Source organism: Gordonia neofelifaecis NRRL B-59395 (genome assembly GCF_000192435.1).
GTDB lineage: Bacteria > Actinomycetota > Actinomycetes > Mycobacteriales > Mycobacteriaceae > Gordonia > Gordonia neofelifaecis.
Genome location: NZ_AEUD01000002.1, coordinates 134,148 through 159,846, shown reverse-complemented (window position 1 = coordinate 159,846; position 25,699 = coordinate 134,148). Strand labels below are relative to the sequence as shown.

27 protein-coding genes are annotated in these 25,699 nt (G+C 68.1%); 4 read left to right on the top strand and 23 right to left on the bottom strand.

Annotation, left to right across the window (positions count from 1 at the left end; all coding sequences use genetic code 11):
- Positions 1-179 precede the first annotated feature (179 nt).
- Together cysK and epsC are read left to right on the top strand one after the other, a co-directional pair.
- Positions 180-1,118: a cysteine synthase A gene (gene cysK / locus SCNU_RS03075; protein ID WP_009677889.1), complete on the top strand. Its 939-nt coding sequence runs from the start codon at positions 180-182 to the stop codon at positions 1,116-1,118.
- Positions 1,118-1,699, top strand: coding sequence for a serine O-acetyltransferase EpsC (gene epsC / locus SCNU_RS03070; protein ID WP_009677888.1), 582 nt, complete (start codon positions 1,118-1,120; stop codon positions 1,697-1,699). The genes cysK and epsC overlap by 1 nt, the downstream gene beginning before the upstream one ends.
- Before the next feature lie 88 nt (positions 1,700-1,787).
- On the opposite strand, the gene SCNU_RS03065 is transcribed toward epsC, so the two are convergent.
- The 13 genes from SCNU_RS03065 to guaB form a co-directional block, all read right to left on the bottom strand.
- On the bottom strand, positions 1,788-3,317 hold the full coding sequence (locus SCNU_RS03065) for a long-chain-fatty-acid--CoA ligase (protein WP_009677887.1): 1,530 nt from the start codon (positions 3,315-3,317) through the stop codon (positions 1,788-1,790).
- A 31-nt stretch (positions 3,318-3,348) separates the two neighbouring features.
- Positions 3,349-4,113 (bottom strand): enoyl-CoA hydratase/isomerase family protein, encoded by a 765-nt coding sequence (locus tag SCNU_RS03060; protein WP_009677886.1) that lies wholly within the window; start codon positions 4,111-4,113, stop codon positions 3,349-3,351.
- Positions 4,106-5,659, bottom strand: a complete 1,554-nt coding sequence (locus tag SCNU_RS03055) for an AMP-binding protein (protein WP_009677885.1) — start codon at positions 5,657-5,659, stop codon at positions 4,106-4,108. The genes SCNU_RS03060 and SCNU_RS03055 overlap by 8 nt, the downstream gene beginning before the upstream one ends.
- Before the next feature lie 4 nt (positions 5,660-5,663).
- Positions 5,664-6,491, bottom strand: a complete 828-nt coding sequence (locus tag SCNU_RS03050) for an SDR family NAD(P)-dependent oxidoreductase (RefSeq protein ID WP_009677884.1) — start codon at positions 6,489-6,491, stop codon at positions 5,664-5,666.
- Between the two features lie 44 nt (positions 6,492-6,535).
- Entirely contained in the window at positions 6,536-6,955 is a 420-nt protein-coding gene (locus SCNU_RS03045; protein WP_009677883.1) for a MaoC/PaaZ C-terminal domain-containing protein, read from the bottom strand.
- Positions 6,952-7,431, bottom strand: coding sequence for a MaoC family dehydratase N-terminal domain-containing protein (locus SCNU_RS03040; protein WP_009677882.1), 480 nt, complete (start codon positions 7,429-7,431; stop codon positions 6,952-6,954). The genes SCNU_RS03045 and SCNU_RS03040 overlap by 4 nt, the downstream gene beginning before the upstream one ends.
- Entirely contained in the window at positions 7,428-8,621 is a 1,194-nt protein-coding gene (locus tag SCNU_RS03035) for a lipid-transfer protein (protein WP_040517552.1), read from the bottom strand. The genes SCNU_RS03040 and SCNU_RS03035 overlap by 4 nt, the downstream gene beginning before the upstream one ends.
- A gap of 91 nt (positions 8,622-8,712) precedes the next feature.
- Positions 8,713-9,855, bottom strand: a complete 1,143-nt coding sequence (locus SCNU_RS03030) for a TetR/AcrR family transcriptional regulator (RefSeq protein WP_009677880.1) — start codon at positions 9,853-9,855, stop codon at positions 8,713-8,715.
- Between the two features lie 115 nt (positions 9,856-9,970).
- Positions 9,971-11,713, bottom strand: coding sequence for a GMC family oxidoreductase (locus tag SCNU_RS03025; RefSeq protein ID WP_009677879.1), 1,743 nt, complete (start codon positions 11,711-11,713; stop codon positions 9,971-9,973).
- Positions 11,714-11,762: 49 nt separating this feature from the next.
- Entirely contained in the window at positions 11,763-12,350 is a 588-nt protein-coding gene (locus tag SCNU_RS03020; protein ID WP_040517550.1) for a TetR/AcrR family transcriptional regulator, read from the bottom strand.
- Between the two features lie 13 nt (positions 12,351-12,363).
- Positions 12,364-13,590 (bottom strand): cytochrome P450, encoded by a 1,227-nt coding sequence (locus SCNU_RS03015; protein WP_040517489.1) that lies wholly within the window; start codon positions 13,588-13,590, stop codon positions 12,364-12,366.
- 155 nt (positions 13,591-13,745) lie between these two features.
- The gene (locus SCNU_RS03010) at positions 13,746-14,912 is read right to left on the bottom strand and encodes a GuaB3 family IMP dehydrogenase-related protein (RefSeq protein ID WP_009677876.1); all 1,167 of its coding nucleotides are present in this window, start codon (positions 14,910-14,912) and stop codon (positions 13,746-13,748) included.
- A gap of 62 nt (positions 14,913-14,974) precedes the next feature.
- Positions 14,975-16,486 carry an IMP dehydrogenase gene (guaB, locus tag SCNU_RS03005; RefSeq protein ID WP_040517549.1) on the bottom strand — a complete coding sequence of 504 codons (1,512 nt, stop codon included), beginning with the start codon at positions 16,484-16,486 and terminating at the stop codon, positions 14,975-14,977.
- Between the two features lie 66 nt (positions 16,487-16,552).
- On the opposite strand from guaB, the gene SCNU_RS03000 reads away from it, so the two are divergent.
- A complete protein-coding gene (locus SCNU_RS03000) occupies positions 16,553-16,939 on the top strand; it encodes a DUF5319 domain-containing protein (protein WP_009677874.1) in 387 nt (128 codons plus the stop codon).
- A 153-nt stretch (positions 16,940-17,092) separates the two neighbouring features.
- Here SCNU_RS03000 and SCNU_RS02995 read toward each other — a convergent pair whose 3' ends face one another.
- The 3 genes from SCNU_RS02995 to SCNU_RS02985 form a co-directional block, all read right to left on the bottom strand.
- Positions 17,093-17,920 carry an anti-sigma-D factor RsdA gene (locus SCNU_RS02995; RefSeq protein ID WP_083812538.1) on the bottom strand — a complete coding sequence of 276 codons (828 nt, stop codon included), beginning with the start codon at positions 17,918-17,920 and terminating at the stop codon, positions 17,093-17,095.
- Positions 17,917-18,492: a sigma-70 family RNA polymerase sigma factor gene (locus SCNU_RS02990; protein WP_009677872.1), complete on the bottom strand. Its 576-nt coding sequence runs from the start codon at positions 18,490-18,492 to the stop codon at positions 17,917-17,919. The genes SCNU_RS02995 and SCNU_RS02990 overlap by 4 nt, the downstream gene beginning before the upstream one ends.
- A gap of 83 nt (positions 18,493-18,575) precedes the next feature.
- Positions 18,576-19,418, bottom strand: coding sequence for a hypothetical protein (locus SCNU_RS02985; protein ID WP_009677871.1), 843 nt, complete (start codon positions 19,416-19,418; stop codon positions 18,576-18,578).
- Positions 19,419-19,880: 462 nt separating this feature from the next.
- Here SCNU_RS02985 and SCNU_RS02980 point away from each other — a divergent pair, with 462 nt between their 5' ends.
- A complete protein-coding gene (locus SCNU_RS02980) occupies positions 19,881-20,117 on the top strand; it encodes a WhiB family transcriptional regulator (RefSeq protein ID WP_050792744.1) in 237 nt (78 codons plus the stop codon).
- 114 nt (positions 20,118-20,231) lie between these two features.
- Here the strand turns inward: SCNU_RS02980 and groES are convergent, their stop codons facing one another.
- The 7 genes from groES to alr all read right to left on the bottom strand — a co-directional run bounded on the left by groES (position 20,232) and on the right by alr (position 25,698).
- On the bottom strand, positions 20,232-20,528 hold the full coding sequence (gene groES / locus SCNU_RS02975; RefSeq protein WP_009677869.1) for a co-chaperone GroES: 297 nt from the start codon (positions 20,526-20,528) through the stop codon (positions 20,232-20,234).
- Between the two features lie 165 nt (positions 20,529-20,693).
- The gene (tsaD, locus tag SCNU_RS02970; protein ID WP_009677868.1) at positions 20,694-21,722 is read right to left on the bottom strand and encodes a tRNA (adenosine(37)-N6)-threonylcarbamoyltransferase complex transferase subunit TsaD; all 1,029 of its coding nucleotides are present in this window, start codon (positions 21,720-21,722) and stop codon (positions 20,694-20,696) included.
- A complete protein-coding gene (rimI, locus tag SCNU_RS02965; protein ID WP_009677867.1) occupies positions 21,719-22,225 on the bottom strand; it encodes a ribosomal protein S18-alanine N-acetyltransferase in 507 nt (168 codons plus the stop codon). The genes tsaD and rimI overlap by 4 nt, the downstream gene beginning before the upstream one ends.
- Positions 22,218-22,931 (bottom strand): tRNA (adenosine(37)-N6)-threonylcarbamoyltransferase complex dimerization subunit type 1 TsaB, encoded by a 714-nt coding sequence (gene tsaB, locus SCNU_RS02960; RefSeq protein ID WP_040517543.1) that lies wholly within the window; start codon positions 22,929-22,931, stop codon positions 22,218-22,220. The genes rimI and tsaB overlap by 8 nt, the downstream gene beginning before the upstream one ends.
- Positions 22,928-23,383: a tRNA (adenosine(37)-N6)-threonylcarbamoyltransferase complex ATPase subunit type 1 TsaE gene (tsaE, locus tag SCNU_RS02955; RefSeq protein WP_009677865.1), complete on the bottom strand. Its 456-nt coding sequence runs from the start codon at positions 23,381-23,383 to the stop codon at positions 22,928-22,930. Before tsaE ends, tsaB begins: the two co-directional genes overlap by 4 nt.
- Positions 23,376-24,545, bottom strand: a complete 1,170-nt coding sequence (locus SCNU_RS02950; protein WP_040517486.1) for an alpha/beta fold hydrolase — start codon at positions 24,543-24,545, stop codon at positions 23,376-23,378. The genes tsaE and SCNU_RS02950 overlap by 8 nt, the downstream gene beginning before the upstream one ends.
- Entirely contained in the window at positions 24,538-25,698 is a 1,161-nt protein-coding gene (gene alr / locus SCNU_RS02945) for an alanine racemase (RefSeq protein WP_009677863.1), read from the bottom strand. Before alr ends, SCNU_RS02950 begins: the two co-directional genes overlap by 8 nt.
- Position 25,699: the final 1 nt, after the last annotated feature.

Below are 25,699 nucleotides of genomic sequence, written 5' to 3'. Positions count from 1 at the left end.
CTTCCCGCACCTGTCGCGTGCCCTCTTCGCCCACTCGGTGTACTTCCTCACCGATCACTGTCAGTAGGGCTCATCGCATCGTGCCGTCCCGCCTTCGGGATCGGTGCAGCCGGCATCAATCAGCACCACCGGTCTCTTCTTCCGGACCCTTCACGGACCCATTTCGCAAAGGAAAGCCCATGTCTCCCACCATTTTCGACGACGTCACCGCCCTGATGGGCCGCACCCCGCTGGTCCGCCTCAACCGGATCACCGACGGCGCCGAGGCCACCGTTCTCGCCAAGCTGGAGTACTACAACCCGACCAACTCGGTGAAGGACCGCATCGGCGTCGCGATCGTCGACGCCGCCGAGGCGTCGGGCGATCTGCCCGCGGGCGGCACCATCATCGAGGCCACCAGCGGCAACACCGGCATCGCCCTCGCGATGGTCGGCGCGGCGCGCGGCTACAACGTCGTGCTGACGATGCCGGAGTCGATGTCGAAGGAGCGCCGCGCGCTGCTCCGCGCCTTCGGTGCCGAACTCGTCCTCACGCCGGCCGCCGAGGGCATGGCCGGTGCGGTCAACGCCGCGGAGAAGATCGCCTCGGAGCGCCGCGGCTCGGTGCTGGCCCGGCAGTTCGCCAACCAGGCCAACGCGGAGATCCACCGTCGCACCACGGCCGAGGAGATCTGGGCCGACACCGACGGCGCCGTGGACGCCGTGGTCGCGGGCATCGGCACCGGCGGCACGATCACCGGCGTCGGCCAGGTGCTCAAGGAGCGCAAGCCCGAGGTGAAGATCTTCGCGGTGGAGCCCGAGGAGTCGGCCATCCTCAACGGCGGAGCACCCGGCCCCCACAAGATCCAGGGCCTCGGCGCGAACTTCGTCCCCGAAGTGCTCGACACCACCGTCTACGACGAGGTCATCGACGTCAACGCGGAGACCGCGGTGAAGTGGGCCCGTCGCGCCGCCACCGAGGAGGGCCTGCTGGTCGGCATCTCGTCCGGTGCGGCGCTGGCCGCCGCGGTCCAGATCGCGGCTCGTCCGGAGTCGAAGGGCAAGACGATCGTCGTCGTGCTCCCCGACTTCGGAGAGCGCTACCTGTCGACGCCGCTGTTCGAGGGCCTGGTCGACTGATGTCCGATTCGGCTCCTCTCCTGCGCGTGCTGCGCGAAGACCTGCGGGCGGCGCAGGAGCGGGATCCGGCGGCGCGGTCGATGTTCGAGGTCGCGCTCGCGTACCCCGGCGTTCACGCGCTGTGGATCCACCGTGTCTCGCACCAGATGTGGACCCGCGGTGGACTGACCAGGATGCCTGCGCGGCTGCTCTCGCAATTCGCCAGGTTCCTGACCGGCATCGAGATCCATCCCGGTGCGGTGATCGGACGCCGGATGTTCATCGACCACGGCATGGGCGTGGTGATCGGCGAGACCGCGGAGATCGGCGAGGATGTCGTGATGTTCCACGGCTCCACCCTCGGCGGCGTCAGCATGTCGAAGGGCAAGCGTCATCCCACCGTCGGCGACCGCGTGCTGATCGGCGCAGGCGCCAAGGTACTCGGCCCCATCACTCTCGGTGACGACGCCAAGGTCGGGGCCAATGCCGTTGTGGTGCATGACGTTCCGGCCGGTTACGTGGCCGTCGGCGTCGCCGCCGCGACGCGGCCCGGCAACGTCGTGGCCCACGACCCCTACGCCGACCCGGCGATCTACATCTGAATCATCGGACGGGATTCCCCGCTCAATCGCCGTCATCGCCCTCAGCGGCGGTGCCGAGCCTGAGCGGGGATCCCCTCCGTTCGACGTCTCACTCGGCCGACGCGAACTGGATCCGAAGCTCCCGCTTCAGGATCTTTCCCGCACCGGACATCGGGAACTGCTCGACGACGGACATCGACCGCGGCACCTTGTATCCCGCGATGTGCTCGCGGACATGATCGGCCAGTTCGTCGAGCGTCAACGTCTGACCGGGCATCAGGCCGACGACGGCGTGCACCCGTTCGCCCCAGCGGTCGTCCGGAATCCCGATCACCGCGCACTGTGCGACCGCCGGGTGCTTCGCGATCGCGTTCTCGACCTCCACCGAGTACACGTTCTCGCCACCGGTGATGATCATGTCCTTGATCCGGTCCACGACGTAGACGTAGCCGTCCTCGTCCAGGTACCCGCCGTCGCCGGTGTGCATCCACCCGTCGCGCAGCGCGGCCGCCGTCTCCTCCGGACGATTCCAATAACCCAGCATCACGTGGTCTCCGGCGCACACGATCTCGCCGACCGAGCCGGTCGGCAGATCCGCACCGTCCGGGTCGACGACGCGGACCAGGGCATGAGGCGCCGCTTGTCCGGCCGACCGCCGTCGCACCGGATGGTCGTGGTCCTCGTCGCGCAGCAGCGTCGCCACCGGCGACAGCTCCGTCATCCCGTAGGCCTGGTTCAGAGCCGCGCTGGGAAACGCGGCGCGCGTTCTCGCGAGCAGTGCTTCGGAGATCGGCGATGCGCCGTACATGATGTTCGCGAGACAGTCCGTCGGATAGTCCTTGACGTGCGGATCATCGACGAGGATCTGCATCATCGTCGGCACGAGCAATGCGTCTGTGACCTGGTGCTCGCCGATGGTTCGGCACACCGTCTCGGGGTCGAAGGTCGGCAGCATCACATGAGATCCGCCGAGCAGCATGCAACCGACGACCGACGCGAGGTCGGCGAGGTGGAACATCGGAGCGACGTGCAGCATCCGGCCGCGCACACCCCATATTCCCGCCGCCGCAGACCCCAATGCCGACGTCAGCAGATTCCGATGGCTGAGCATCACGCCCTTCGGGGTGCCGGTGGTGCCACCGGTGTAGAAGATGCCCGCGAGGGCGTCGCCACGCCGATGCGCATCCGGAACCGGCTCGGTGCGCGCGATCAGGTCCTCGTACTCCTCCAGCCCCGCGGGCGACGCCTGGTCGCCGGCGTGAATCACGCTTCGGACACCGGGACACGCGGACCGGAGGTCATCGACCATTCCGCTGAACGCGTCGTCGACGACCAGGACGCCGGCCTCCGCATCGGCGAGGGAGAAGGCTATCTCGGCGACGCTCCAGCGGGTGTTGACCGGCACCATCACGGCGTCGGCCCACGCCGTCGCCATGAGGACCTCGAAGTATCTGTCGGAGTTGAGGGCCAGAATCGCGACGCGGTCGTCCGGCCGGACGCCGAGGGCACCGAGCGCAGCCGCGAACCGGGCGATCCGATTGATCGTCTGATTGTGCGTCCTGGTGCGATCCCCGCAGATCGTGGCGATCTGATCCGGCTGTGCCTGAACGTTCCGATGCAATGCCTGAGTGAGATACATGATGTCCCTTCCGGACTCGGCCGGCGAGCGGCTAGCGCCGACTGAATCCGTCGACAGCGGTCAAGTGATCGGCTGACGACAACCCGATGACCTGGGCGCGCAGCTCGGATTCGAGGTGTTCGCGGTAACCGGTGCCGCGAACCGAGGCGTCGAGCAGTTTCTTGGTGAGCTGCACCGCGAGCGCCGGTTGCGCCGCGATCTCCGCGGCCCGTGCCCGGGCCGCCGCCAGCGGATCATCGGCGATCTTCTGCACGAGACCGTGGGCCATGGCGTCGTCGGCGTCGAGCTCGCCGGCGGTGTAGAGCAGTTCCGCGGCGTCCCCGGACCCGATGAGACGCGGCAGCATCCAGCTGAGTCCGAGGTCTCCCGCACTGACGCCGAGTGCGACGAACGGCGCACCGAATCGGGCATCCGGCGAGCAGTATCGGAAGTCCGATGCCGCGGCGAGCGCGAAGCCCGCCCCGCCCGCCGCACCGCGAACGGCGGCGATCACCGGCTGCGGGATCTCCCGGAGCGCGATCACCGCGTCGACCACCTGACGCATCCCGGTGTACGCGCCGCGAACCGGGTCCGCGTCAACGACGCCGAGACCGTCGCGCAAGTCCAGGCCCGCGCAGAACGCCCGTCCGGCGCCGGTCAGCACCACCGCGCGGCAGTTCGGATCGTCACCCAGTTCGCGAACTCGCGCGGTGAGCTCTTTGACGGCGCTCGCCGTCACGGCGTTGAGTCGGTCCGGCCGGTTGAGAGTCAGGACGCCGACTCCGTCCGACCCGATCTCGGCGAGCGCCTCAGGCATCGGCCTGCATCCAATACGGCTCCTTCAGGCGACGCTTGAACAGCTTGCCGGTCTCCTCTCGTGGCAGCTTCTCCTCGAAGACCACCACGCGTGGCACCTTGTATGCGGCCAGGTGCGACCTCACCCAGTCGCGGACCTCGTCCGGGGTGGGCTGAATGCCCTCGTCCGCCTCCAGATGCGCCGCCAGCGCCTCGCCGAACTCAGCGTCCGGGATGCCGAACACTGCGGCGTCGAGAATGCCCGGCATCGCCAGGAGACAGGCCTCGATCTCGGCCGGATAGATGTTCACTCCGCCGGAGATGACCATGTCGTTGCGACGGTCGCTGAGGAAGAGGAAGCCGTCCTCGTCGAGGTGGCCGATGTCGCCGACGGTGACGAAACCGTCCCTCTCCATATCGCGGCGCTTGGCGTCGTTTCCGATGTAGGTGAAGTCCGGCCACGCCGAGAACGGTTTGAGATAGACGTCGCCCGTCTCCCCCGCGGGCAGTTCCTCATCGTCGGGCCCGAGGATCCTGACTTCGGCGTCGGCGAACGGTCTGCCGACGGTCCCTGGATGGTCCAACCACTCCAGAGCGGTGCAGTACACCGCCATGCCCGTCTCCGAACCGCCGTAGTACTCCTCGACGATCGGTCCGAAGAGTTCGATCGCGCGACGTTTGGTGTCCACCGGGCACGGCGCCGCGGCATGAACTATCGCTCGCAGCGACGACAGGTCGTACGCGCGCAGCTTTTCCTCGGGAAGGCGCAGCACACGCAGGAACATCGTCGGCACCGCCTGGATGTGCTCGATGCGTCGGTCCTGGATGAGACGAAGGAACTCCTCCTCGTCGAACCGCGGCATGATCTCGAGGTCCAGTCCGAGACCGATCGCGAACACCGCGTGGGTGTTCGGCGCCGTGTGATACAGCGGCGCCGGGATCATCGTCGACCTGGCGGCCCCGAGCCCGAGCCCGATCGCCCCGACGCGGAACAACTCCGCGCTCTGCTCCGGCGTCAGCGGACTGCGGAGAATTCCCTTCGGCAGACCCGTGGTCCCCGATGTGTAGATGACGCTCAACGGCGGTGTGGCCGAGGGGGACGGCGGCGTCGACGACGCGATCAGGCTCTCGGTGTCGGGATACCTCCCGGTCAGGTCCGGGACCGCGAATCCGTACGCGCCGGCGACGGCCGACGGTACCGGTGCCTCGATCACGGCGACGCCGTCGGGCACGACCGCCTCGACTGCGGAGAGCAGATCCGAGTGAACGATGACCGCGGTCGCCGCGCTGTCGATGAGCAGGTGTGCCAGGTCGTCGCCGGTCCAATGCCAGTTGACCGCTACCGGGACCGCGCCGAGGATCGATCCCGCGAGCGTGGCCTCGATGAACCCGATCTCGTTCCGCATGACGATCCCGTACCGATCGCCGTGCTCGAGCCCGACGGCGGCGAGACCGCCGGCGAGCCGTGCCGCACGCGCTCTGACCTCGTCGTGTGTCCGAATCTGATCACCGCATCGGACGACCGCGACTCGCTCGGCCGTGGCGGCTGCCTCCGCTGTCGACGTCATCCCACTACCCCACGAACCCGCCGCCGGTGATCATCATCTGGCCGCTGACGTAGTCCGCCTCGGGATACGTCAGCATCACCACCGATCCCGCGGCCTCGTCCGGAGTACCCGGCCGGCCGAGCGGAATCATCATCTTCATCGCCTCGAGCAGCTGCGGGTTGACGCCGACCTTGATCTCGCGGCCCTCGATGTCGATGGTCGCGTCACCGTCGGCCGCCGCCGTCGTCAGCCGCGTCTCGATGAAGCCGAAGGCCACCGCGTTCACGTTGACGTTGTACCGGCCCCACTCCTTGGCCAGGGTGCGCGTCATTCCGACGATGCCCGCCTTCGCCGAGGAGTAGTTCACCTGTCCGGCATTGCCGTAGATCCCCGCGACCGACGAGATGTTCACGACCTTTCGGTGGACCGGCGTCCCCGCCGCTCGTTCGGCCTTGGCCGCCCTGCTGATCACCGGCTGCGCGGCCCGGAGGATGTGGAACGGCGCCTTGAGATGAACGTCGAGGATCGCGTCCCACTGGTCGTCGCCCATCTTCTGAATCACCGAGTCCCAGGTGTATCCGGCGTTGTTGATGATGATGTCGAGTCCACCGAACTCGTCGACCGCGGTGCCGACGAACCGTTCGCCGAAGTCCGCGTCGGTGACGTTCCCCGGGCAGCCGACCGCCGTGCCGCCCGCGGCGACGATCTCATCGACCACGGCTTTCGCCGGCTCGGGGTCGAGATCGTTCACCACCACTCGAGCGCCTTCGGCGGCGAGCTTGAGTGCGATGGACCGACCGATGCCGCGTCCCGACCCGCTGACGATCGCGGACTTGCCTTCGAGCTTTCCCATGTATTCAGGTCCTGTCTGTGAAGTGAGCTGGGCTGTGTTGCGAGCTAGTCGATCGCCAGCACGGCGTCGCCGAGCAGGGTCACGGTGCCGTCGTCGAGCGCGACGGCAAGTTCGACGGTCGCCCGGCGTTCGCCGTCGACGTCGTCGATCGCGGTGACCGTTCCGGTGCATGTCGGACGGCCGTGGACCGGAGTGATCGCCGCGAACCGCACCCGGTACGAGCGGATGGCGTCTTGCGGGACGGCGTCGGTCAGCAGTCTCCCGAGGTAGGCCATCGAGAGCATGCCGTGGGCGAAGACGTCGTCGAGTCCGGCACCGCGCGCGACGTCGAGGTCGACGTGGATCGGATTGTGGTCGCCGGAGGCTCCGGCGAACAGGGCGAGCGTGGTCCGGGAGATCGGATCGATCGCCGGCGGTGGCAGTGTGGCGCCGACTTCCGGCTCGAAGGTGTGGATCGAGGTCATGACGCGGCCTGCTCTCTCCGGCCCTCGGCGACCGGATTCTGGACGACGATGGAGCTTCGCAAGGTGGCGACCCTCGCGCCGTCGGCGTCGGAGACCTCGGTCTCCCGGACGATGAAGTCGAGCAGCCCGCCCTTCTTGTCGTAGACGTCGACGATGGTGCTCCGGGCGGTGAGTTCCTCTCCCGCGAACGCCATCCGGTGGTACTCGAAGCTCTGCTCACCGTGCAGCACTCGCCGCAGGTCGACGCCGAGCTCGGCGAGGTAGGCGAACGGGTCCGGGGCCTCCAATTCGATGCCGAACAGGAAGGTCGGCGGCACCGGCAGATCGGGGTGGCCCGCCGCGTTCGCGGCCGCGACGTCCAGATACTCCGGGTCGCGCTGACCGGTGGCCTTCGCGAACGCGCGCAACCTGCTGCGAGTGATGAGCAGGGTCTGCGGAGGGGTGTGCGAGCCGATGACCGTTCGGTCGATGCTCATCGGGCGTCCACTTTCTGGAACAGGGTGACGACGCACGCCCCGCCGAGACCGAGGTTGTGCTGGAGTCCGAGCGTCGCGCCCTCCGCCTGGCGTGCGCCCGCCTGTCCGCGAAGCTGCCACACCAGTTCGGCGCACTGGGCCAGGCCGGTCGCGCCGAGCGGGTGTCCCTTGGAGAGCAGTCCGCCCGACGGGTTCGTCACCACCCGTCCGCCATAGGTGTTGTCCCCGTCCTTGATGAACTTCTCGGCGGTGCCGGTGGGTGTGAGGCCGAGTGCTTCATAGGTGAGGAACTCGTTGGTGGTGAAGCAGTCGTGCAATTCGACCACCGGAACATCCTCGGGCCCGATGCCCGCGGCCTCATAGACCGCGTTCGCGGCGTTCACCGCCATGTCGTAGCCGACGACCTTCCGCAGATCACCGGACTCGAAGGTGGCCGGGGTGTCGGTGACGAGGCTCTGGGCGCGGATGACGATCTCCGTCGACAGGCCGTGCTTCCGGGCGAACGCCGGCGAGCACACGACCGCGGCCGCCGCACCGCAGGTGGGCGGACAGCACTGGAGCCGGGTCAATGGGCCGTAGATGGTCGGCGACGCGAGCACCTGCTCGGCGGTCACCAGGTCGCGGAACACCGCGTTCGGGTTGTTCGCCGCGTGCTTGCGTGCCTTCACCGAGATCTCGGCGAAGACCGCCGGGTCGATGCCGAACTCGTCGACATACGCCTGGCCCGCACCTCCGAAGAACTGCGCGGCCATCGGCGACTGGTCATCGGCTCCGAGGATCGCGTCGCGCGCGGCCTCCTGACGTGCCATCGGCCCGGGGCGATCGGTGTAGACCGAGCTCAGAGCGCCCGGCACCATCTGTTCGAAACCGAGTGCCAGTGCGCAGTCGACGATTCCGGCCTGTACCGCCTGCCGTGCCAACCACAACGCCGACGAACCCGTGGAGCAGTTGTTGTTGACGTTGATCACCGGGATTCCGGTCTGTCCCAGTCCGTACAGGGCTGCCTGACCCGAGGTTGAATCTCCGTATACATAGCCGACGTAGGCCTGCTGCACCAGCGAGTAATCGATGCCCGCATCGGTGAGGGCCGCGCGTGCCGCCTGCTCCCCCATCTCAGAATAACTTGCGCTTTTTCCCGGCTTCGTGAAGGGAATCATTCCCACACCGGCGACATGAACATTGTTCGGCATCTTCGCCCTCCAACTCTTGGTGATGCCGATCACCTTAATTGATATTTACTTCTTTGGGAAGGGGTCAGCCGGACCGAGCCGTAGCCGCAGGTCAGGCGTGAAGCAGCACCGCGATCGCCATGGCTGCGAGATCGGATTCGAACGAACCGCTCTCCGCGAGGTGGTCGATCCGCGTGAGGATGTTGATCAGGCCGAGCGCCGTGTGCACCCGGAGCCGCGCACCGATCTCCGTGAGTTCGGGCCTGGACGCAACCACCAGACCCGTCCATTCGGCGACGTACTCCCGCTGCCGCGCCCGCACCGAGTCACTGTGACCGACGACGTCGGTTCCGAGCACCGGCGTCAGAATGGTCTTGTCCACGGCCAGCCGGGCATAGCTTCGCACCACGGCGGCCAGCGCACGCCGCGGCTCGTCGTTCTCGGCGAGCACGTCATGCAACGTCAGCCACAGTGCGGTGGTGCCCCGGTCCAAGCACACCTCCATGAGCTCGGACTTGCTCGCGAAGTAGCTGTAGGTGTTCGGTCCGGACACTCCGGCGGCCGCACCGATGTCGCTGAGCGAGGTCGCGTCGTAGCCGTTGCGCGCGAACAGTTCGATCGCATGCCCGAGCATCGCCTCGCGCTTGGACACCGGCGTGAGTCCGCCGCCCCGCCTTCGTCTCGACGCGTCGGCAGGCCCCGGCGTGACCGCACAGACTCGCAGGCAGGCACTCGTGAGCAGGTCGACGTAGTCGGCCGGAGGCAGCCGGGTCGCATGGAAGCCCGGCGACGCCAGAATCGCCTGGACACCCCAGGCCAATTCGCGCGAGGCTCTGTCATCGACGTCGCCGCGCTCCACCCGGATCAAGCGCGCATATCGCTGGTTCACCTCGCGCAGTCGTGCGGCGAGTTCGGCACGCAGGTCGTCGGGCAGGCTGCGCGACTCGCGCCACCACAACACGCCGACATCCGGCCGCGCCACTACGCTCCGGCACGCCGCCTCGACCACGTCCCTCAGTCGGTCGTCGTCCTGATCCACGGGCATGACGTCGTCGAAGCTGGTGCCGATCACCGCAGCGAGAAGCACCGCCTTGTTCGCGAAGTGCCGGTAGAGCGCCCCCGCGGTGATGCCGACCTCGTCCGCGATCTGCGCCATCGACACGTTCGCGTAGCCGTCCGACACCACAAGCGTCCGTGCGGCGTCGAGAATCTGTGCCTTCCGGTCCTTCGGACGTCGGGCGATCGGCTTCGTCATGGCTCCGTCTCGAGGCGAGTGAATGGTCATACGAGCCTAGCGCCGACGACTCATGCCGTTCTCCGTTACCCGATTCGGGTCGCGGAGAACGGCATGAGTCCGTGTTGCGGTTCGGTCAGGAGGCGTCGTCGACCTTCGTCACCGGCGTGATCGACAGCCGCAGTGCACCGGGCGCGTCCGCAGGAACGACCGGCGCATTCGGCGCCACCGGCGACAACCGCTGGTACGACTGCCCCTGCGCCGGTCGCATGTCGTTCTCACCCTTGTTGGGCCACAGCGAGATCGCCCGCTCGGCCTGCGCCGAGATCGACAGCGACGGATTGACGCCGAGGTTCGCGGTGATCGCGGCACCGTCGGTGATGTGCAGCGTCGGGTAGTTCCACACGCGGTGGTAGGGGTCGATGACACCGGTCGCCGGATCATCGGAGATGACGCATCCGCCGAGGTAGTGCGCGGTGAGCGGCATGTTGAAGACGTCGCCCCAGGTACCGCCCGACAGCCCGCCGGGGAGCTTGGCCGCGATCCGGCGGGTCGCCTCGTTGCCCTCCGGGATCCACGTCGGGTTGGGCTCACCGATGCCCTGCTTGCTGGTGATGTACTTGAGTGGTCCGCGCTTGCGGACGAACGTGGTCAGCGAATTGTTGTTGTTCTGCATCACGAGCGCGATCACCGTCCGCTCGCTCCACTTGCGAACGAGCAGCAGCCGAACGAGCATGAACGGGTTCTTGAGCACCTGCTTCAGGAATTGACCGAAGCGATTCGCGACGCTGCCGCCGTCGGTCAGCAGGGTCTGCAGGTACGCCATGGCGTTGCTGCCCTTGCCGTACCGGACGGGCTCGATATGGGTGTTCGACGTCGGATGGAACGACGAGGTGATCGCGACACCCTCGGTGAAGTCGCTGCTCGGGTCGTACGACCGCGCCTGCGCACCGAGGATCGACTCGGAGTTGGTACGAGTCAGGACGCCCATCGCGTCGGACACCTTCGGCAGCGTCGAACCCTTGGCGCGGTGCATGATCTTCTGTGTGTTGAAGGTGCCTGCGGCGACGATCACCTGGTCCGCGGTGAACTGACGGCGGCGGGCGCCGAACGGGCCCCACGACAACGAGCCGTGCGTCGACACCAGCCACGAGCCGTCGCCGCGCTGCTCCAGACGGTCGACGGTGGTGCGGTCGACGATGGTCGCGCCGTTGCGCTCGGCCAGACCGAGGTAGTTCTTCATCAGCGTGTTCTTCGCACCCACCCGGCAGCCGGTCATGCACGCGCCACACTCGGTGCACGCCGTCCGCTCGGGACCCGCACCACCGAAGAACGGGTCGGCGACCTTCTCGCCGGGTGCGCCCTGGCCGCCGGTCTTGGCACCGAAGAAGACGCCGACCGGAGTCGAGGTGAAGGTGTCGCCGACACCCATCTCGTCGGCGACCTCCTTCATGATCCGGTCGGAGTTGGTGAAGGTCGGGTTCGTGACGACGCCCAGCATGCGGCGAGCCTGCTCGTAGTGCGGCGTGAGCTCGGCCTCCCAGTCGGTGATGTGGTTCCACTGGGGATCGGTGAAGAACGGAGTCGGCGGCTTGTACAGCGTGTTCGCGTAGTTCAGTGAGCCACCACCGACGCCGGCGCCGGCCAGCACCATCACGTCCTTGAGCATGTGCACGCGCTGGATGCCCATCAGGCCGAACTTCGGTGCCCAGACGAACTTGTTGAGACGCCAGCTGGTCTTGGCGAACTGATCGTCCTCGAAACGCCGGCCGGCTTCGATCACCCCGACCCGGTACCCCTTCTCGACGAGGCGGAGCGCGCTGACGCTGCCACCGAAACCGGAACCGATGATGAGGACGTCGAAGTCAGTCTGCGCCATAGCGGATCATACTAATGATCATTGTCTCATTGGTGAAAGTAAGCACAGGCTAAGTTGTCGTCAGGCTCGCCAGCACACTCGGCGTGACGAAGGTCGCGATCATCGCGCGCTCGTCCGCAGGCGATCCTCCCGGCACCACGAGCAGTGAGACGATCACCCGGATCACCCATCGCGCCGCGTCCTGCCCAGGCCGCCCGCCGACGCTCAGGAAGGTCGTAGCCGCAGTCTCGACGAACTCCGACGACAACGCGAGTTCACTGGTGGACCCCGCACCGCCCGGGGTGAACCACGCGGCGAGCGCCGGCTCACGTCGAACCTGATCCAGCGCCACTACGACTGCCTCGGTCAACCGGACCGCCGGGTCGGCCTCACCCGCGACGGCGGCCTCGACCGCCGCCCCGATGCGCCGCGCGACCCGGCCGATGTACTCCAGCTGCAGTGTCCGGCGACCGTCGAAGTAGCGATACAGCGTCGCCCGCGAGCAACCGACCGCCGCGGCGATGTCGGCCATCGATGCGTCCGCACCGCGCTCGGCGAACACGTCGCCGGCGATCTCGACGATCCGATCCTGGACCGCCGACCGTCGGGTGTCGCGCATCCAGTCCGCACGCTGTGCGACGCCGCCGTTCTCCGTCATCGGTCGCATCCGGTCATACGGAGAACGGTACCGAGACCGGCCGCCGCACGTAGTTCCCGGTAGCCCATTCGATTCCGTCGACGTCGACCTCGAAACCGGGACACCGTGCGAGCAACTCTTCGAGCGCCACGCGCGCCTGCATCCGTGCCGCCGCCGCGCCAAGACAGTGGTGCGAGCCATGACTGAAGGTGAGGATGTTCGCCGGATCGCGTCGCACGTCCAATCGGTCGGCGTCCTCGCCGTACATCCGCTCGTCACGATTGGCGGAGGCATAGCAGAGCAGCACCTTCCGGCCCGCCGGAACCGTCACCCCCTCGATCTCGACGTCGCGCGTGGTGGTGCGCGTGAGCCCCTGGACCGGCGAGGTCAGTCGCAGCAGTTCGTTGACGGCGACGGCCAGCAGCTCGGGTTCACGCAGCAGGATCTCGCGCTGATCACGTTCGACGGTCAGCAGGGCCGACGACCCGCCGAGCATGCCGGTGGTCGTGTCGTTGCCGCCGGCGACCATCGTGAACGCGAACGCCAGCACCGAGAGCACACCGCCGGGGTTCCCCTCCGGATCGTCGGCCACACCGGCCGCCACCAGATGCGAGACGGTGTCGTCGCCCGGATTCCGTCGCCGGTACTCGATGAGCTCCGAGAAGTACGCCATCAGTCCGACCACGGCGTCGGCGGCGGTCGTCGCGGCCGCGGACAGATCGGCGCCCGGATTCGCGGCGACGATCGCGTCGGTCCATCCGTCGAACTGGCTGCGGTCCGAGTCGGGTACACCGAGATAGTGCGCGACCACCATGCTCGGCAGTGGTTTGAACAGCTCCGCCGCGATGTCGCCGCTGCCGCGCGCAACGAGGTCCTCGAGTCGCTCGACCACGAACTGCCGGACCTTCGGCTCCAGAGTCGTCACCTGACGCGGCGTGAACCCGCGGGCGACCAGCCGCCGGAAGTCGGTGTGCGCCGGCGGATCCTGCATGACCATCGGCGGATTGGCTTGCAGACCGATCTTCTCCAGTTCGCCGTACGCGACGGTCAATCCCTGCGCGGACGAGAACGTCTCCCAGTCGCGCGCCGCCGCCATGACGTCGGCGTGGCGACTGAGGACGTAGTAGTCGGAGCTGGGATCGCGTTCCGGTACCACGTGATGCACCGGATCGTATGCCCGCAGCTGTGCGTACATACCGAACGGGTCCCGCCACGTCGAGCCGGACCGAAGGGTGAACTCAGGTGACATAGTTTCCATCATGTCACGACTATGAGACAGATACCAGATATTGTCAACGGCGAGATGCTGGCCCGGACGTGCCCGGCACAGGCGGGCCGAGGCAGTCGAGGCCGGCCGACCCGACGACGAAGAGGAGGACCCGGCTTCCGCCGGGTCCTCCTCTTCTGCGTTCTATGTCAGGCGCGGACCGAGAGTCCGACCTTCTGAAACTCCTTGAGGTCGGAGTATCCGGCCTTCGCCATCGACCGACGGAGTCCGCCGACGATGTTCAGCAGACCGTCCGGGTCGTCCGACGGCCCGTTGAGGACGGTCTCCAGCGAGGGACGCCCCTCGTCGAGCGCCACTTGCAGCATGGTGCCGCGCGGGGTGTCGGGATGAGCCGCGGCCGACGGCCAGAACCAGCCGTGGCCGGGCGCGGTGTCGGCGGCAGCCAGCGGCGTGCCGAGCACAGCGGCGTCGGCGCCGCAGGCGATGGCCTTCGCCAGATCACCCGAGGTGTGGATGTCGCCGTCGGCGATGACGTGCACGTATCGACCGCCGGTCTCATCGAGGTAGTCGCGACGGGCCGCGGCGGCATCGGCGATCGCGGTCGCCATCGGCACGCCGATCCCGAGCACCTCACCGGTCGTGGTGGAGCCCTCGGTGGAGCCGTAGCCCACGATGACGCCCGCCGCGCCGGTGCGCATCAGGTGCAGCGCGGTGCGATGATCGTGCACGCCACCCGCGATCACCGGGATGTCGAGGTCGGAGATGAAGGTCTTCAGGTTCAGCGGCTCGGCCACCAGCCCGTCGTCCGTGCCTCGGTCGACCAGGACCACGTGCTCGGCCGAGATGATGGTGCCGTGCACCACGAGGATCTCGGCACCCGCCTTGATCAGCGCGGGCGTCAACTCCGGAGCGTGCTGCGGGCTCACGCGGACCGCAGTCGTCACACCGGCCTCGCGGACCTTCGCGACCGCCTGCGAGAGCAGGTCGATGTTGATCGGCGCGCGGTGCAGTTCCTGCAGTCGGCGGATCGCCGCCGACGGATCCGGATTGTTCTCGGCGATCTCCACCAGTTCGGCGATCTTGTCCTCGACCTGTTCGTGGCGGGCCCATAAACCTTCACCGTTCAGCACGCCGAGCGCACCCAGCCTGCCCATGGCGATGGCCGACTCGGGCGAGCCGAGCGCATCGGTCGGGTGGTTCAGGATCGGCGATTCGAAGCGGTACGCATCGATCTGCCAGGCGGTCGACACATTCTTCGACGACCGCGTCCGACGGGACGGGATGATCGAGATGTCTTCCAGTTCGTACGTTCGGCGGGCCGTCCGGCCCATGCCGAATTCGACGAGGTCACGCACCATTGCGCCTTTCTAGTGGACTCTCCGATGAACGGGCCGCGGCGAACGCGCCGCAAACCTGCTCAGCGTGCATAGTAGTTGGGCGCCTCGGCGGTGAGCGTGATGTCGTGCGGGTGCGACTCCTTCAGACCGGCCGCGGTGATCTGAACGAACTGCGCGTTCTGGAGGTCGGCGATCGTCTGCGACCCGGTGTAGCCCATCGCCGCGCGGAGGCCACCGGTGAGCTGATGGATCACCTGAGCGAGCGGTCCGCGGAACGGCACCCGTCCCTCGATGCCCTCGGGAACCAGCTTGTCCTCGGCGAGCACGTCGTCCTGGAAGTAGCGGTCCTTCGAGTAGGACTTGCCCTGGCCACGGCCCTGCATCGCACCGAGCGAGCCCATGCCGCGGTAGCTCTTGAACTGCTTTCCGTTCACCAGGATCAACTCGCCGGGCGATTCCGCGGTGCCTGCGAGCAACGATCCGAGCATCGCGGTCGACGCACCGGCGGCCAGCGCCTTGGCGACGTCGCCCGAGTACTGCAGTCCGCCGTCGGCGACCACCGGGACGTCGGCGGCCTTGCACGCCGCCACGGCTTCCAGGATCGCGGTGATCTGCGGCGCGCCGACACCGGCGACCACCCGGGTGGTGCAGATGGAGCCCGGTCCGACGCCGACCTTGACCGCGTCGACACCTGCGTCGATCAGCGCCTGGGCACCCGATCGCGTGGCGACGTTTCCGCCGATCAGCTGCACACGGTCGCCGATCTCCGCCTTGAGCTTCGCGATCATCTCGAGGACGCCGCGAGAATGGCCGTGCGCGCTGTCGACGACGAGCACGTCGACGCCCACCTCGGCCAGTGCGAGCGCACGGCTCCACGCCTCATCGCCTGCGCCGACCGCCGCACCGACGAGGAGACGGCCGTCGGCGTCCTTGGTGGCGAGCGGGTGCTGCTCGGTCTTGACGAAGTCCTTGACGGTGATCAGGCCGGTGAGCCTGCCGTTGCCGTCGACGATCGGCAGCTTCTCGATCTTGTGCCGGCGGAGCAGGCCGAGCGCGGCGTCGGCGGAGACGCCCTCCGACGCGGTGATCAGCGGAGCCGGGGTCATCACCTCGGAGACCGGCCGGCTCTGGTCGTGCTCGAAGCGCATGTCGCGGTTGGTGATGATGCCGACCAGATCGCCTGCGGCGTCCACCACCGGCAGTCCGGAGATCCGGTAACGCGCGCACATCGCGTCGACCTCGGCGAGGGTGTTGGTCGGCAGACAGGTGACCGGATTGGTGACCATGCCGGCCTCGGAGCGCTTCACCGTCTCGACGGCGGCCGCCTGGGCCTCGATCGAGAGGTTGCGGTGGAGCACACCCATGCCGCCGGCGCGCGCCATCGCGATGGCCATGCGGGCTTCGGTGACCGTGTCCATCGCCGAACTCACAAGGGGCACTCGGAGGGAGATCTCACGGGTCAGTCTGGACGACGTGTCCACGGCGTTGGGGACGACGTCGGAAGCCGCCGGCAGCAGCAGTACGTCGTCGAAGGTGAGGCCGAGCATTGCGACCTTGTTTGGATCATCTCCACCAGTGCGAACCTGCGTCATCTGCACATCGTATCCGCTGTGCGCGGAGTAGGCCTCCGAGGCCGGTTATCGGCTACGGTGGAACACGTGCATGACCACTTCCCCGGGCTCCCGCCGGACCCCTTCGCCGATGACCCGAACGACCCCGCGTCGGCACTGGACGCGCTCGACCCGGGAATCCCCCTTGACGAGGGAGAACGCACCGCCGTGGAGGAGGATCTGGCCGACCTCGACGTGTACGAACGCCTGCTGGCCCCTCGCGGGGTCCGCGGCCTCGTGGTGATGTGCGAGGACTGTCGTGAAGATCACTACCATGACTGGGACATGCTGCGCTCCAACCTGCGCCAACTGCTGGTCGACGGAAGCGTCCGACCGCACGAGCCCGCGGTCGATCCCGAGCCCGACGACTACGTCACCTGGGACTACTGCCGCGGTTACGCCGACGCGTCGCTGCGCTACCACGAGCGGTACTGAACGGCATCTCGACGCCGCACCGGGCAACGACGAAGGGACCGTGATCAGCGATCACGGTCCCTTCGTCGTATATACGGTCAGCCACGATAGGCGGCAGCGCTGTTCGCCGAGGACACTCGACCAACCCGCGGCAGCCCGACAGCCGGGCCGGCGTCAGCGCACGGTCGACGACGAGGGCGACGCGGTCGTCGTCGCCGATGCCGTCGACGACGAAGGCTTCTCGGTCTCTGACTTCGTGGTCGACGGCGTCGACTTGGTGGTCGACGGAGGAGTCTTGCTCGGCGTCGTCGTGGACGACGGCGGGGTCTCCATCAACACCGTCGGGTTCGGCGTGTCGGACGTGACGGGCGGGGTCGTCGACTCGGAAGGGTTCGGCAACGACGGCAGCGACGGGATCAGCCGGCTGGGATCCTGCTTCCGGATCTCATCGATCAGCCCGCGGAGTTGATCGACCTCGTTCTTGTCGCGGATCGGACCGATGTCCTTCTCCGCCTTGGCGATGAGTTCACGCGCCTTGACGGTGTCGCCCGCGGCGAGCGCCTTCTTCGCCTCGGCGATGTTCTCCTGCGCGTTCAGTCGCGACTGCGTCTGCTGAGCCTGGTCGGCGAACACGACCTGCTTCACCGACCAGAGCGGATCGCCCGGGTTCGACCCCTCGGAGAGCACCAGGACACCGGCGCCGACGACGGCCAGGATCGCGGCCGCACCGGACACGATCCGGAGCCTGCGCGACAGTCCGCCGCGGCGCTCGCGCTCGTTGGCGCGCACGATCGCCGTCTCGATGTCGGCGATCGTCGGCGTCTCGGGCACGGGCCCCGACAGCGACTCGGTGCGCCACTGCGCCAGCAGGCCGGCGAGTTGGTACTCGGCGGCGTCACCGACGTCGGCCGCACGACCGGCGGCCAGATCATCGATGAATGCGTCGTCGCGGCGTACCGCGCCCACGTCGATGGGACCGGTCGACATTCCGTCTTCGCTCATCGACGTTCACCTCCTGGGATCATGAGTTTCTTGAGCTTGGTGAGAGCTCTGTGCTGTGCCACTCGGACCGCACCCGGGCTGCTGCCGACCATCTCGGCCGTCTCCTCCGCGGACAGTCCGACGACCAGGCGCAGGACGAGGATCTCGCGCTGCTTCTCCGGAAGCGTGCTGAGCAGATCGCGCATCTGACGCGAGGCGTCCGATTCGAGCGCAGCCTGCTCCGGCCCGTTCCCGAAGTCGAGCGAGTCCGGAACGTCCTCGACCGGGTCAGATTTGACGCGAGCGGCCGAGCGCATCGCGTCGGCGACCTTGTGGGAGGCGATGCCGTAGACGAATGCCATGAAGGGACGCCCCTGGTCTTCATACCGGGGCAAAGCCGTCATAACCGCCATCAACACCTCCTGAGCCACGTCGTCCGCGGAGAACAAGTGTCGTTCTCCAGATCCGATTCGCCCTCGGCAGTAGCGCAGGACTGGTTCCCGCACGCTTTCGAGCACTGAGGTCAGCGCAGCACGGTCGCCATCAGCTGCCGAACGGACCGCCTGGCCCAACGCCTCACCTGTAAGTTTCATCGCCGCTTGGGTGCCTGAGTGTTACGCATCTGTGAAAGAACTGACCGCGGTGCGCCGTGCGGTTCGCCTAGATCAGCCATTGGTCAAGCGTACCGATCCGATGTCGTCGAGCCTGTCAAGGGCACGAAGGCCATGCCCCGGGAAGCAAGTTTCGCCTGGAGATCGGCTACTTTCCCGCTCTCCTCCGGATCGTCGCGCAGACCGGCCAGCATTGTCCGCGCGGCCCATTCCAGCGGCAGCAGTCCCGCGGCCTCGCAGGTGCCCGCGATCCGTGCTGCCTCGACGGCAGCGACTTCGCCGTCGCCGGACGCCGCGGTGGCGGCGGCCACGATCAACGACGTCTTGGTGCGGTGGCGCGACGACGGCGCGGACTCCGCACGTTCGGCGGCTTCCGCGGCGAGTCCGCCGGCGGTGGCGTCGCCCGAATAGAGCGCCAGTTCCGTCCGGACCCACGCCTCACGGAGCCCGAGCCGTCCGTCGACGACCCATTGCGGGCGGTCGGCGCCGCCCCGGCCCGTCCCCCGGCGGCGCAGTTCCGCCTCGGCCCGGTCGAGCAGGCGACGCGAGCCCCCGAAGTCGCCGATCCCGAGTGCGTCCGCAGCGAGGCCGATCAATGCATCGACGCGAGCCGCAGTGGTCCATTCGTCGTGCGCGCAGCGTGCGAGCACCGACAGTGCGGCACCGTCGTCGACGCGCGCGGACGCATGCCGCCCCGCCTGACGGGTCAGAGACGCCCGGGTCGCCAGCGCCAGCGACACCACCGACACCGCCGTGCGGCGGTCGTTCACGAGTTCATCGATGATCGTGCGTGCGGCAGCCGCCCGACCCCGCGCTCCCAGATCGACCGCCTGCGCCCACCGTCGTGCTCCCGTCGGTGCCGACGGCGGTGCCGCCACCCCGAATGCGTCCTCCCACGGTCCCGACACTCGCAACACACCTTTCCGCACTCCGCTCCGCCGCGGAATGAGACATTTCATTTCGACTAACAAACGATGATCAAGCGGAACCAGAATTGCCACATCCGACAACTCCCGTTAGCGCCGCCGTAACCTTCGTACGATCGCCATACATCATCGCACCGCACTCTCGGCCGCCGAGAATCAGCCCGGACCATCAAGGAAGCTCCGACTCTTCGCAGTTCAGAGACCATATTCGAGGCGAAGTGGCAACGAATCAGACAGACCGAAGTGGTCCCGATCACGACACCTTTCGTTCATCTGTCACCGTTTAAATTCCGGTGATTCAGACACCACGACGAGTTTGACTCGCTTTTCCAGGCACACATACCGTGAGCGTCGTAGGTAAGAGCGTTTCTCATTCAGGAGCGAGATTTGACCACCACGATCGACAGACTTCCCGGCCCCAATTCAGACTTCTGGGACTGGCAGATGGAAGGCAGATGCCGAGGACTCGAATCGGCGGTCTTCTTTCACCCCGAGGGTGAGCGCGGTCAGGCACGCATGCAGCGTGAGCGACGCGCCAAACAGGTGTGCGCCGAGTGCCCGGTGCTGATGCAGTGCCGATCGCACGCACTGGCGGTCGACGAGCCGTACGGGATCTGGGGCGGACTCACCGAGTCCGAGCGCAATCTCATGCGGCGACGCGGCTCGCGGCGCCTGGCCTGACGGCCGTCGGCCGTGTCGCGACACCTCCCGACACGGCCGGCGTCCGGCGAACACGAAACAGCCCCGGCCTGAATCTCAGGCCGGGGCTGTTTCGTGTCTGTCTGCCGACCGGTGTCAGCCGACCACTGCGAGGATGTCGCGTGCCGACAGGATCAGGTATTCCTGACCTGCGTACTTGATCTCGGTGCCGCCGTACTTGCTGTACACGACGACGTCGCCTTCCTTGACGTCGACCGGGATGCGGGTGCCCTGGTCGGTGACGCGGCCTTCGCCCACGGCGATGACCTTGCCCTCCTGGGGCTTCTCCTTGGCCGAGTCCGGGATGACCAGGCCGGAGGCGGTGGTGGTCTCAGCCTCGACGGCCTGAACGAGGATCTTGTCCTCAAGCGGCTTGATGTTCACGCCTGCCACGATGTCAGTCCTTCTCTTCATGTAACTGATTGAAAGTTCGCGGCACCGGTTTGCAGAACCACGTCGTCGCGGGTGCCGCGGCGCTGCGTTTCGGAGCCAACTAGCACTCTACCCATGGGAGTGCCAGCTCTCAAGAGGACCGTCACGAACCGCGTCGGTGATCGCTCAGAGCTTACTGATCTGCACGCTCATTCCGGGGTCGGTGGCCACGGTCAGCGGCGACGGCTGCGCACCGCCACCGATCACGTGCGCACCCAGCGTCGCAATCATCACGCCGTTGTCCGTGCACAGCCGCGGCTTCGGCACTCGCAGCTCGATTCCGGCCGCCTCGGTGCGTTCCGCGGCGAGCGATCGAATCCGGGAGTTCGCGGTGGCGCCGCCGCCGAGCACCAGCGTCTCGACCCCGCGATCACGGCAGGCCCGGATGGCCTTGGCGGTGAGCACGTCGGCGACCGCCTCCTGGAACGAGGCGGCGACATCGGGCACCGAGACCGACTGTCCCGACCGCACGCGGCCCTCCACGTATCGCGCGACGGCGGTCTTGAGTCCGCTGAAGGAGAAGTCGTAGGGGGCGTCGCGCGGGCCCGTCATGCCACGGGGGAACGCGATCGCCTCGGGATCGCCGCCTCGAGCGGCGGCGTCGAGGGCCGGCCCGCCCGGGTAACCGAGGTCGAGCAGCCGCGCGACCTTGTCGAAGGCCTCACCCGCCGCGTCGTCGACGGTGGTGCCGAGTTCGACGATCGGCTGCGACAGGTCCTGCACGCCGAGCAGGTGCGTGTGCCCGCCCGAGACGAGCAGGGCGACGGCGGGCGGCATGGGTCCGTGCTCCAGAGTGTCGACGGCGACGTGTCCGCCGAGGTGGTTCACCGCGAACAGCGGGACGTCCCAGGCCAGCGCGTACGCCTTCGCCGCGGCGACGCCCACCAGGAGGGCTCCGGCCAGTCCGGGCCCGATGGTGACGGCGATGGCGTCGGGCCGATCGATGCCCGCGGCCTCGCGTGCGCGCCGCATGGTCGGCACGATCGCCTGCAGGTGCGCGCGCGAGGCGACCTCGGGGACCACGCCGCCGTAGCGGGCGTGCTCGTCGACGCTGGACGCGACCTCGTCGGCCAACAACGTCGCCGTCGCACCGTCCCATTCGACGATGCCGACGCCGGTCTCGTCGCAGGAACTCTCGATGCCCATCACGATCATGAGTTCGTGTGCCCTTCCGCAAATTCGGTGCGCGCCGCGCGCACCATCGTGAAAGCGTCCGCGCCGGACGGCTGATAGTAGTTCCGCCGAATCCCGGTGACCTCGAATCCGTTGCTCTTGTACAGCCCGACGGCGGGATCGTTATCGGTGCGCACCTCCAGGAATACCGGCGCCTCGGACGCGTCGGCAACCCGCAGCAGGGCGTCCATCAACACGCGGCCGTAGCCGCGCCCCTGATACTCCGAGGCGACGGCGATCGTGTGGACCTCGCACTCGTGGTCGCCGGGCCGCCCGAGAACACTGATCCCGGCGTAACCGGCGACAGGTGCCCCCGCGACGGTCCGAACCGCGAAGTAGGTGGTGTGCGCGGCGTTCAGCTCGGAGACGAACCCGCTGAGCGGCCACGGTGAGTCCGCCGCGAACAGTTCCTGCTCGATCTCGGCGCAGCGGACGAGGTCGGCCGGCGTCAGTGGATCGACGACGGGCGCGCCCGGCTCAGTCATCGGTCGCCGCCGGCAGCAGCGACTTGCGCTTCTGATCCTTGAGTTCGACGGCGTCGGGACGCCGCAGGTACAACGGCGCGAGCGGCTCGGCGGGTGCCTTCGCCAGCACATCCGCGGCGGCCACCGCAGTCAGCGACGCCGCGGTCGGCGTCACCAGATCGGCACCGGCGAACCCGAATCGCTCGGTGAACCGGGACTCCCCCAGCACGTCGCTGAGCCCGCGATCGGCCACCTGCGCCACCAGGCTGTCGGGGGCGTCGACGCCGGGGCCCGACACCCGGACCCCCGCGTCGTAGATCGCCCAGTAGACCTCGCGGCGGCGCGCGTCGGTCAAGACCAGGCGAGCACCCGTGTCGGGGGCGGGGACAGTGCCGTCGATCGCGTCGAGGGTGCACACCCCGTACGCGGGGACGCCGAGCGCGTCGGCGTACGCGGCTCCGGTCGCCATGCCGACCCGCAGTCCGGTGAACGGACCGGGTCCGCAGCCGACGACGACGGCGTCCAGGTCGGCGCCGGCGATCCCGGCCTCGGCGAGCACGTCGCGCATCAGCGAGGTGAGTACCTCCGCATGCCTGCGCTGATCGGTCACCACCCGCTCGGCGAGCGTCGTGACACCGCCGTCCGCATTCAGCTCCACCACCCCGGTGACGACGGCGGAGGTCGCCGTGTCCACCGCCAGCACTCGAATCGGCGTCTGCGCGGTCATCGGTTCACCCACTCCCAGCTCGCGTGCCGGGTCTCCGAGTCGTCGTCTCGACGGAGCCGCACGATCAAGTATTCGTCGACCAGGCGTTCCACCACGCCCTCACCCCATTCGACCACGACGACGCTGTCCTCGAGGTCGGTGTCGAGGTCGAGGGCGTCGAGGTCGTCGAGCCCACCGAGTCGGTAGGCGTCGACGTGGATCAGGCCGGTCCCACCCGCGGTCCCGGGCGCGTGCTGCCGCGCGATGATGAACGTGGGCGACGACACGCGGCCCGCGACACCGAGCCCCGCGGCGAGGCCCCGCGTCAACGCCGTCTTACCCGCGCCGAGCGGGCCGTCGAGGATCACCAGATCACCCGGGCCCAGCGTTGCGGCGAGTTCTCGGCCGAGGTCTTCGGTGTCGGCCACCTCCGGCAGGTCGCGACTTCCTGCGTTGCGCTGTCGGTCAGCCACCGGCCCGCCTCCACGGCATCACCGGGCGCCCCAGGGCGAGCCGGGATCGGGACACCAGGTCGTCGATCGCATCGGTCACCAGATCGGGCTCCTCCATCGGCAGCATGTGTCCACAGCCTTCCGCAATGATCATTCGAGAGTCCCTGCCGAGTCGGCCGTACATGTTGAGCGAGTTCGGCAGCGGAGTCAGTCGGTCCTCATCGCCGCACGCGACGACGGTCGGCACCTGGGCGATCACGGGCAGCGCTGTCGCCTCGTCGTGGCTCTCGAGCACGTGCAGGAAGTTCACCATCGTCGCGATCGACGTGTTCTGAATCATCGACTCCACCGCGTGCCCCGCACTCGGACTGTAGAAGTCGTGCCCGAAGCTCGCCGCGACCAAGACCGGTTCCACGGCGCGGCGGGTGATCCCGCGTCCGGCCTGGACGGCGCGCGGGACGTATCTCACCGACAGCCGAAGGGCGTCCACGATCGGATTGTTGAGCCCCTCGCCGAGACCGGCCTCGGTGATGCCGCGCGCGGCCGTCGAGACCAGTGCGACCCCGGCGATGCGGCCACTGTGCGAGAAGAGGCGCGAGTGCCTGCGTGCCAGAGACATGATCGACATGCCGCCCATCGAATGCCCCACCAGCACCACCGGTCCGGTGGGCGCCATCGTCCGGATGACCGCCGCGAGGTCGTCACCGAGCTGGTCCATCGTCGAACTCTCGGCCGACGCCGGATCGCTGGCTCCGTGACCGCGCTGGTCGTAGAAGACCATCTTGATGTGACGATCCGCCCACCGCTCCGCCAAGGCGAACCGCTGGAAATGCCAGGACGCCATGCGGAGTGTGAAGCCATGGACGAAGACGACGGTCAGTTCGGGTGTCGCTGTGCGGCCCCACTTGCGCCGGCCGTCGTCGCCGGGAGCGCCGGTGGTCACGGTGCGAACCGCCAACGAGACGCCGTCGTCCGCAGTCACCGTGGCCATGTCGTCGTCGTAGATCGCCTTGAAGTCGACACCGACGTGCGGGTCGACGCGGCCTTCGACCTTGCGGTGACGGCGGCGGCGGAAGGCTCCGCCCGCCGTCACCGCGCCGAGGGAACCCGCCTCCGACAACCCCGAGCGCCAGGCAGGCTTACGCCGACGATCTCTGTCGCGTTCACGCTTCCGATCACTCATCCGATTCCCCCGCCGGATCGTTCACGTATCGGCGGACGGCACGAGACCCGACTCGCGAGATGATCTCGTAGTCGATGGTGCCCGTCGCGTCCGCCCAGTCTGTCGCCGTCGGCACCGGCTCGCCCGCCGACGCACATGCGGGACCGAAGAGGATCGCGCGGTCGCCCTCGGCGACGCCGCCGCCGTCGGGCCCGAGGTCGATCACCAGCTGGTCCATGCAGATCCGGCCGACGCTCGGAAAGACGCGCCCGTTCACGTGCACGCCGAGCCTGCCCGACAGTCCTCGGGGGACGCCGTCGGCGTAGCCCGCCGGAACGACGCCGAGGAAGGTGTTGCGGGGGGCGACCCACGTGTGGTTGTACGAGACGCCCTGACCGGCGGGGATCCTCTTGATCAGTGAGATCCGGGTCTCCAGCGTCATCGCCGGGATCAGTCCGAAGTCGCCGATCTCGGGCACCGGGGAGTACCCGTACACCGACAGTCCGGGTCGGACGGCGTCGCGCGCCAGATCGGGCCGGGTCAACGCCGCGGGCGAGTTCGCGATGTGGACCAGCTCGGGCGTCACCCCGCGACGTGTCAGATCGGCGACCGCCTCGTCCAGCCGCTCCCCCTGCAGCGAGTTCAGCGGATGCTCCGGGACGTCGCCGAACGCGAGGTGGCACATCGCGCCGTGCAAGCTGATCGCACCCTCCGCCGACGCCGCGGCTATCGCCTCGGCCGTCGCATCCCATTCGTCGGGGGCGACGCCGCTGCGTGCCAGTCCGGTGTCGAGTTTGACCGACACGGTCGCTGTGCGACCGAGCCCCCGCGCGGCCTGCACGACGGCGGCCAGCTGGCGCGGCGAGGAGACCGCGATATCGATGCCGTCGGTGATCGCGCCCGCGAAATCGGCGTCGGTGGTGTGCAGCCAGGCGATCAGATGGCCGTCGAGACCTGCGGCGCGAAGTGCGCGCGCCTCCCGGATCTGAGCGACGCCGAGCGCGATCGCCCCCGCGCGCAGGGCGGTGCGGCCGACCGGGACCGCGCCGTGGGCGTAGCCGTCGGCCTTGACCACCGCGATCACATCGGCACCCGAGCGATCGCGCAGCACACCCACGTTGTGGGCGATCGCGCCGAGATCGACGGTGGCATAGAGGTTTGCGTGCGAATCCATC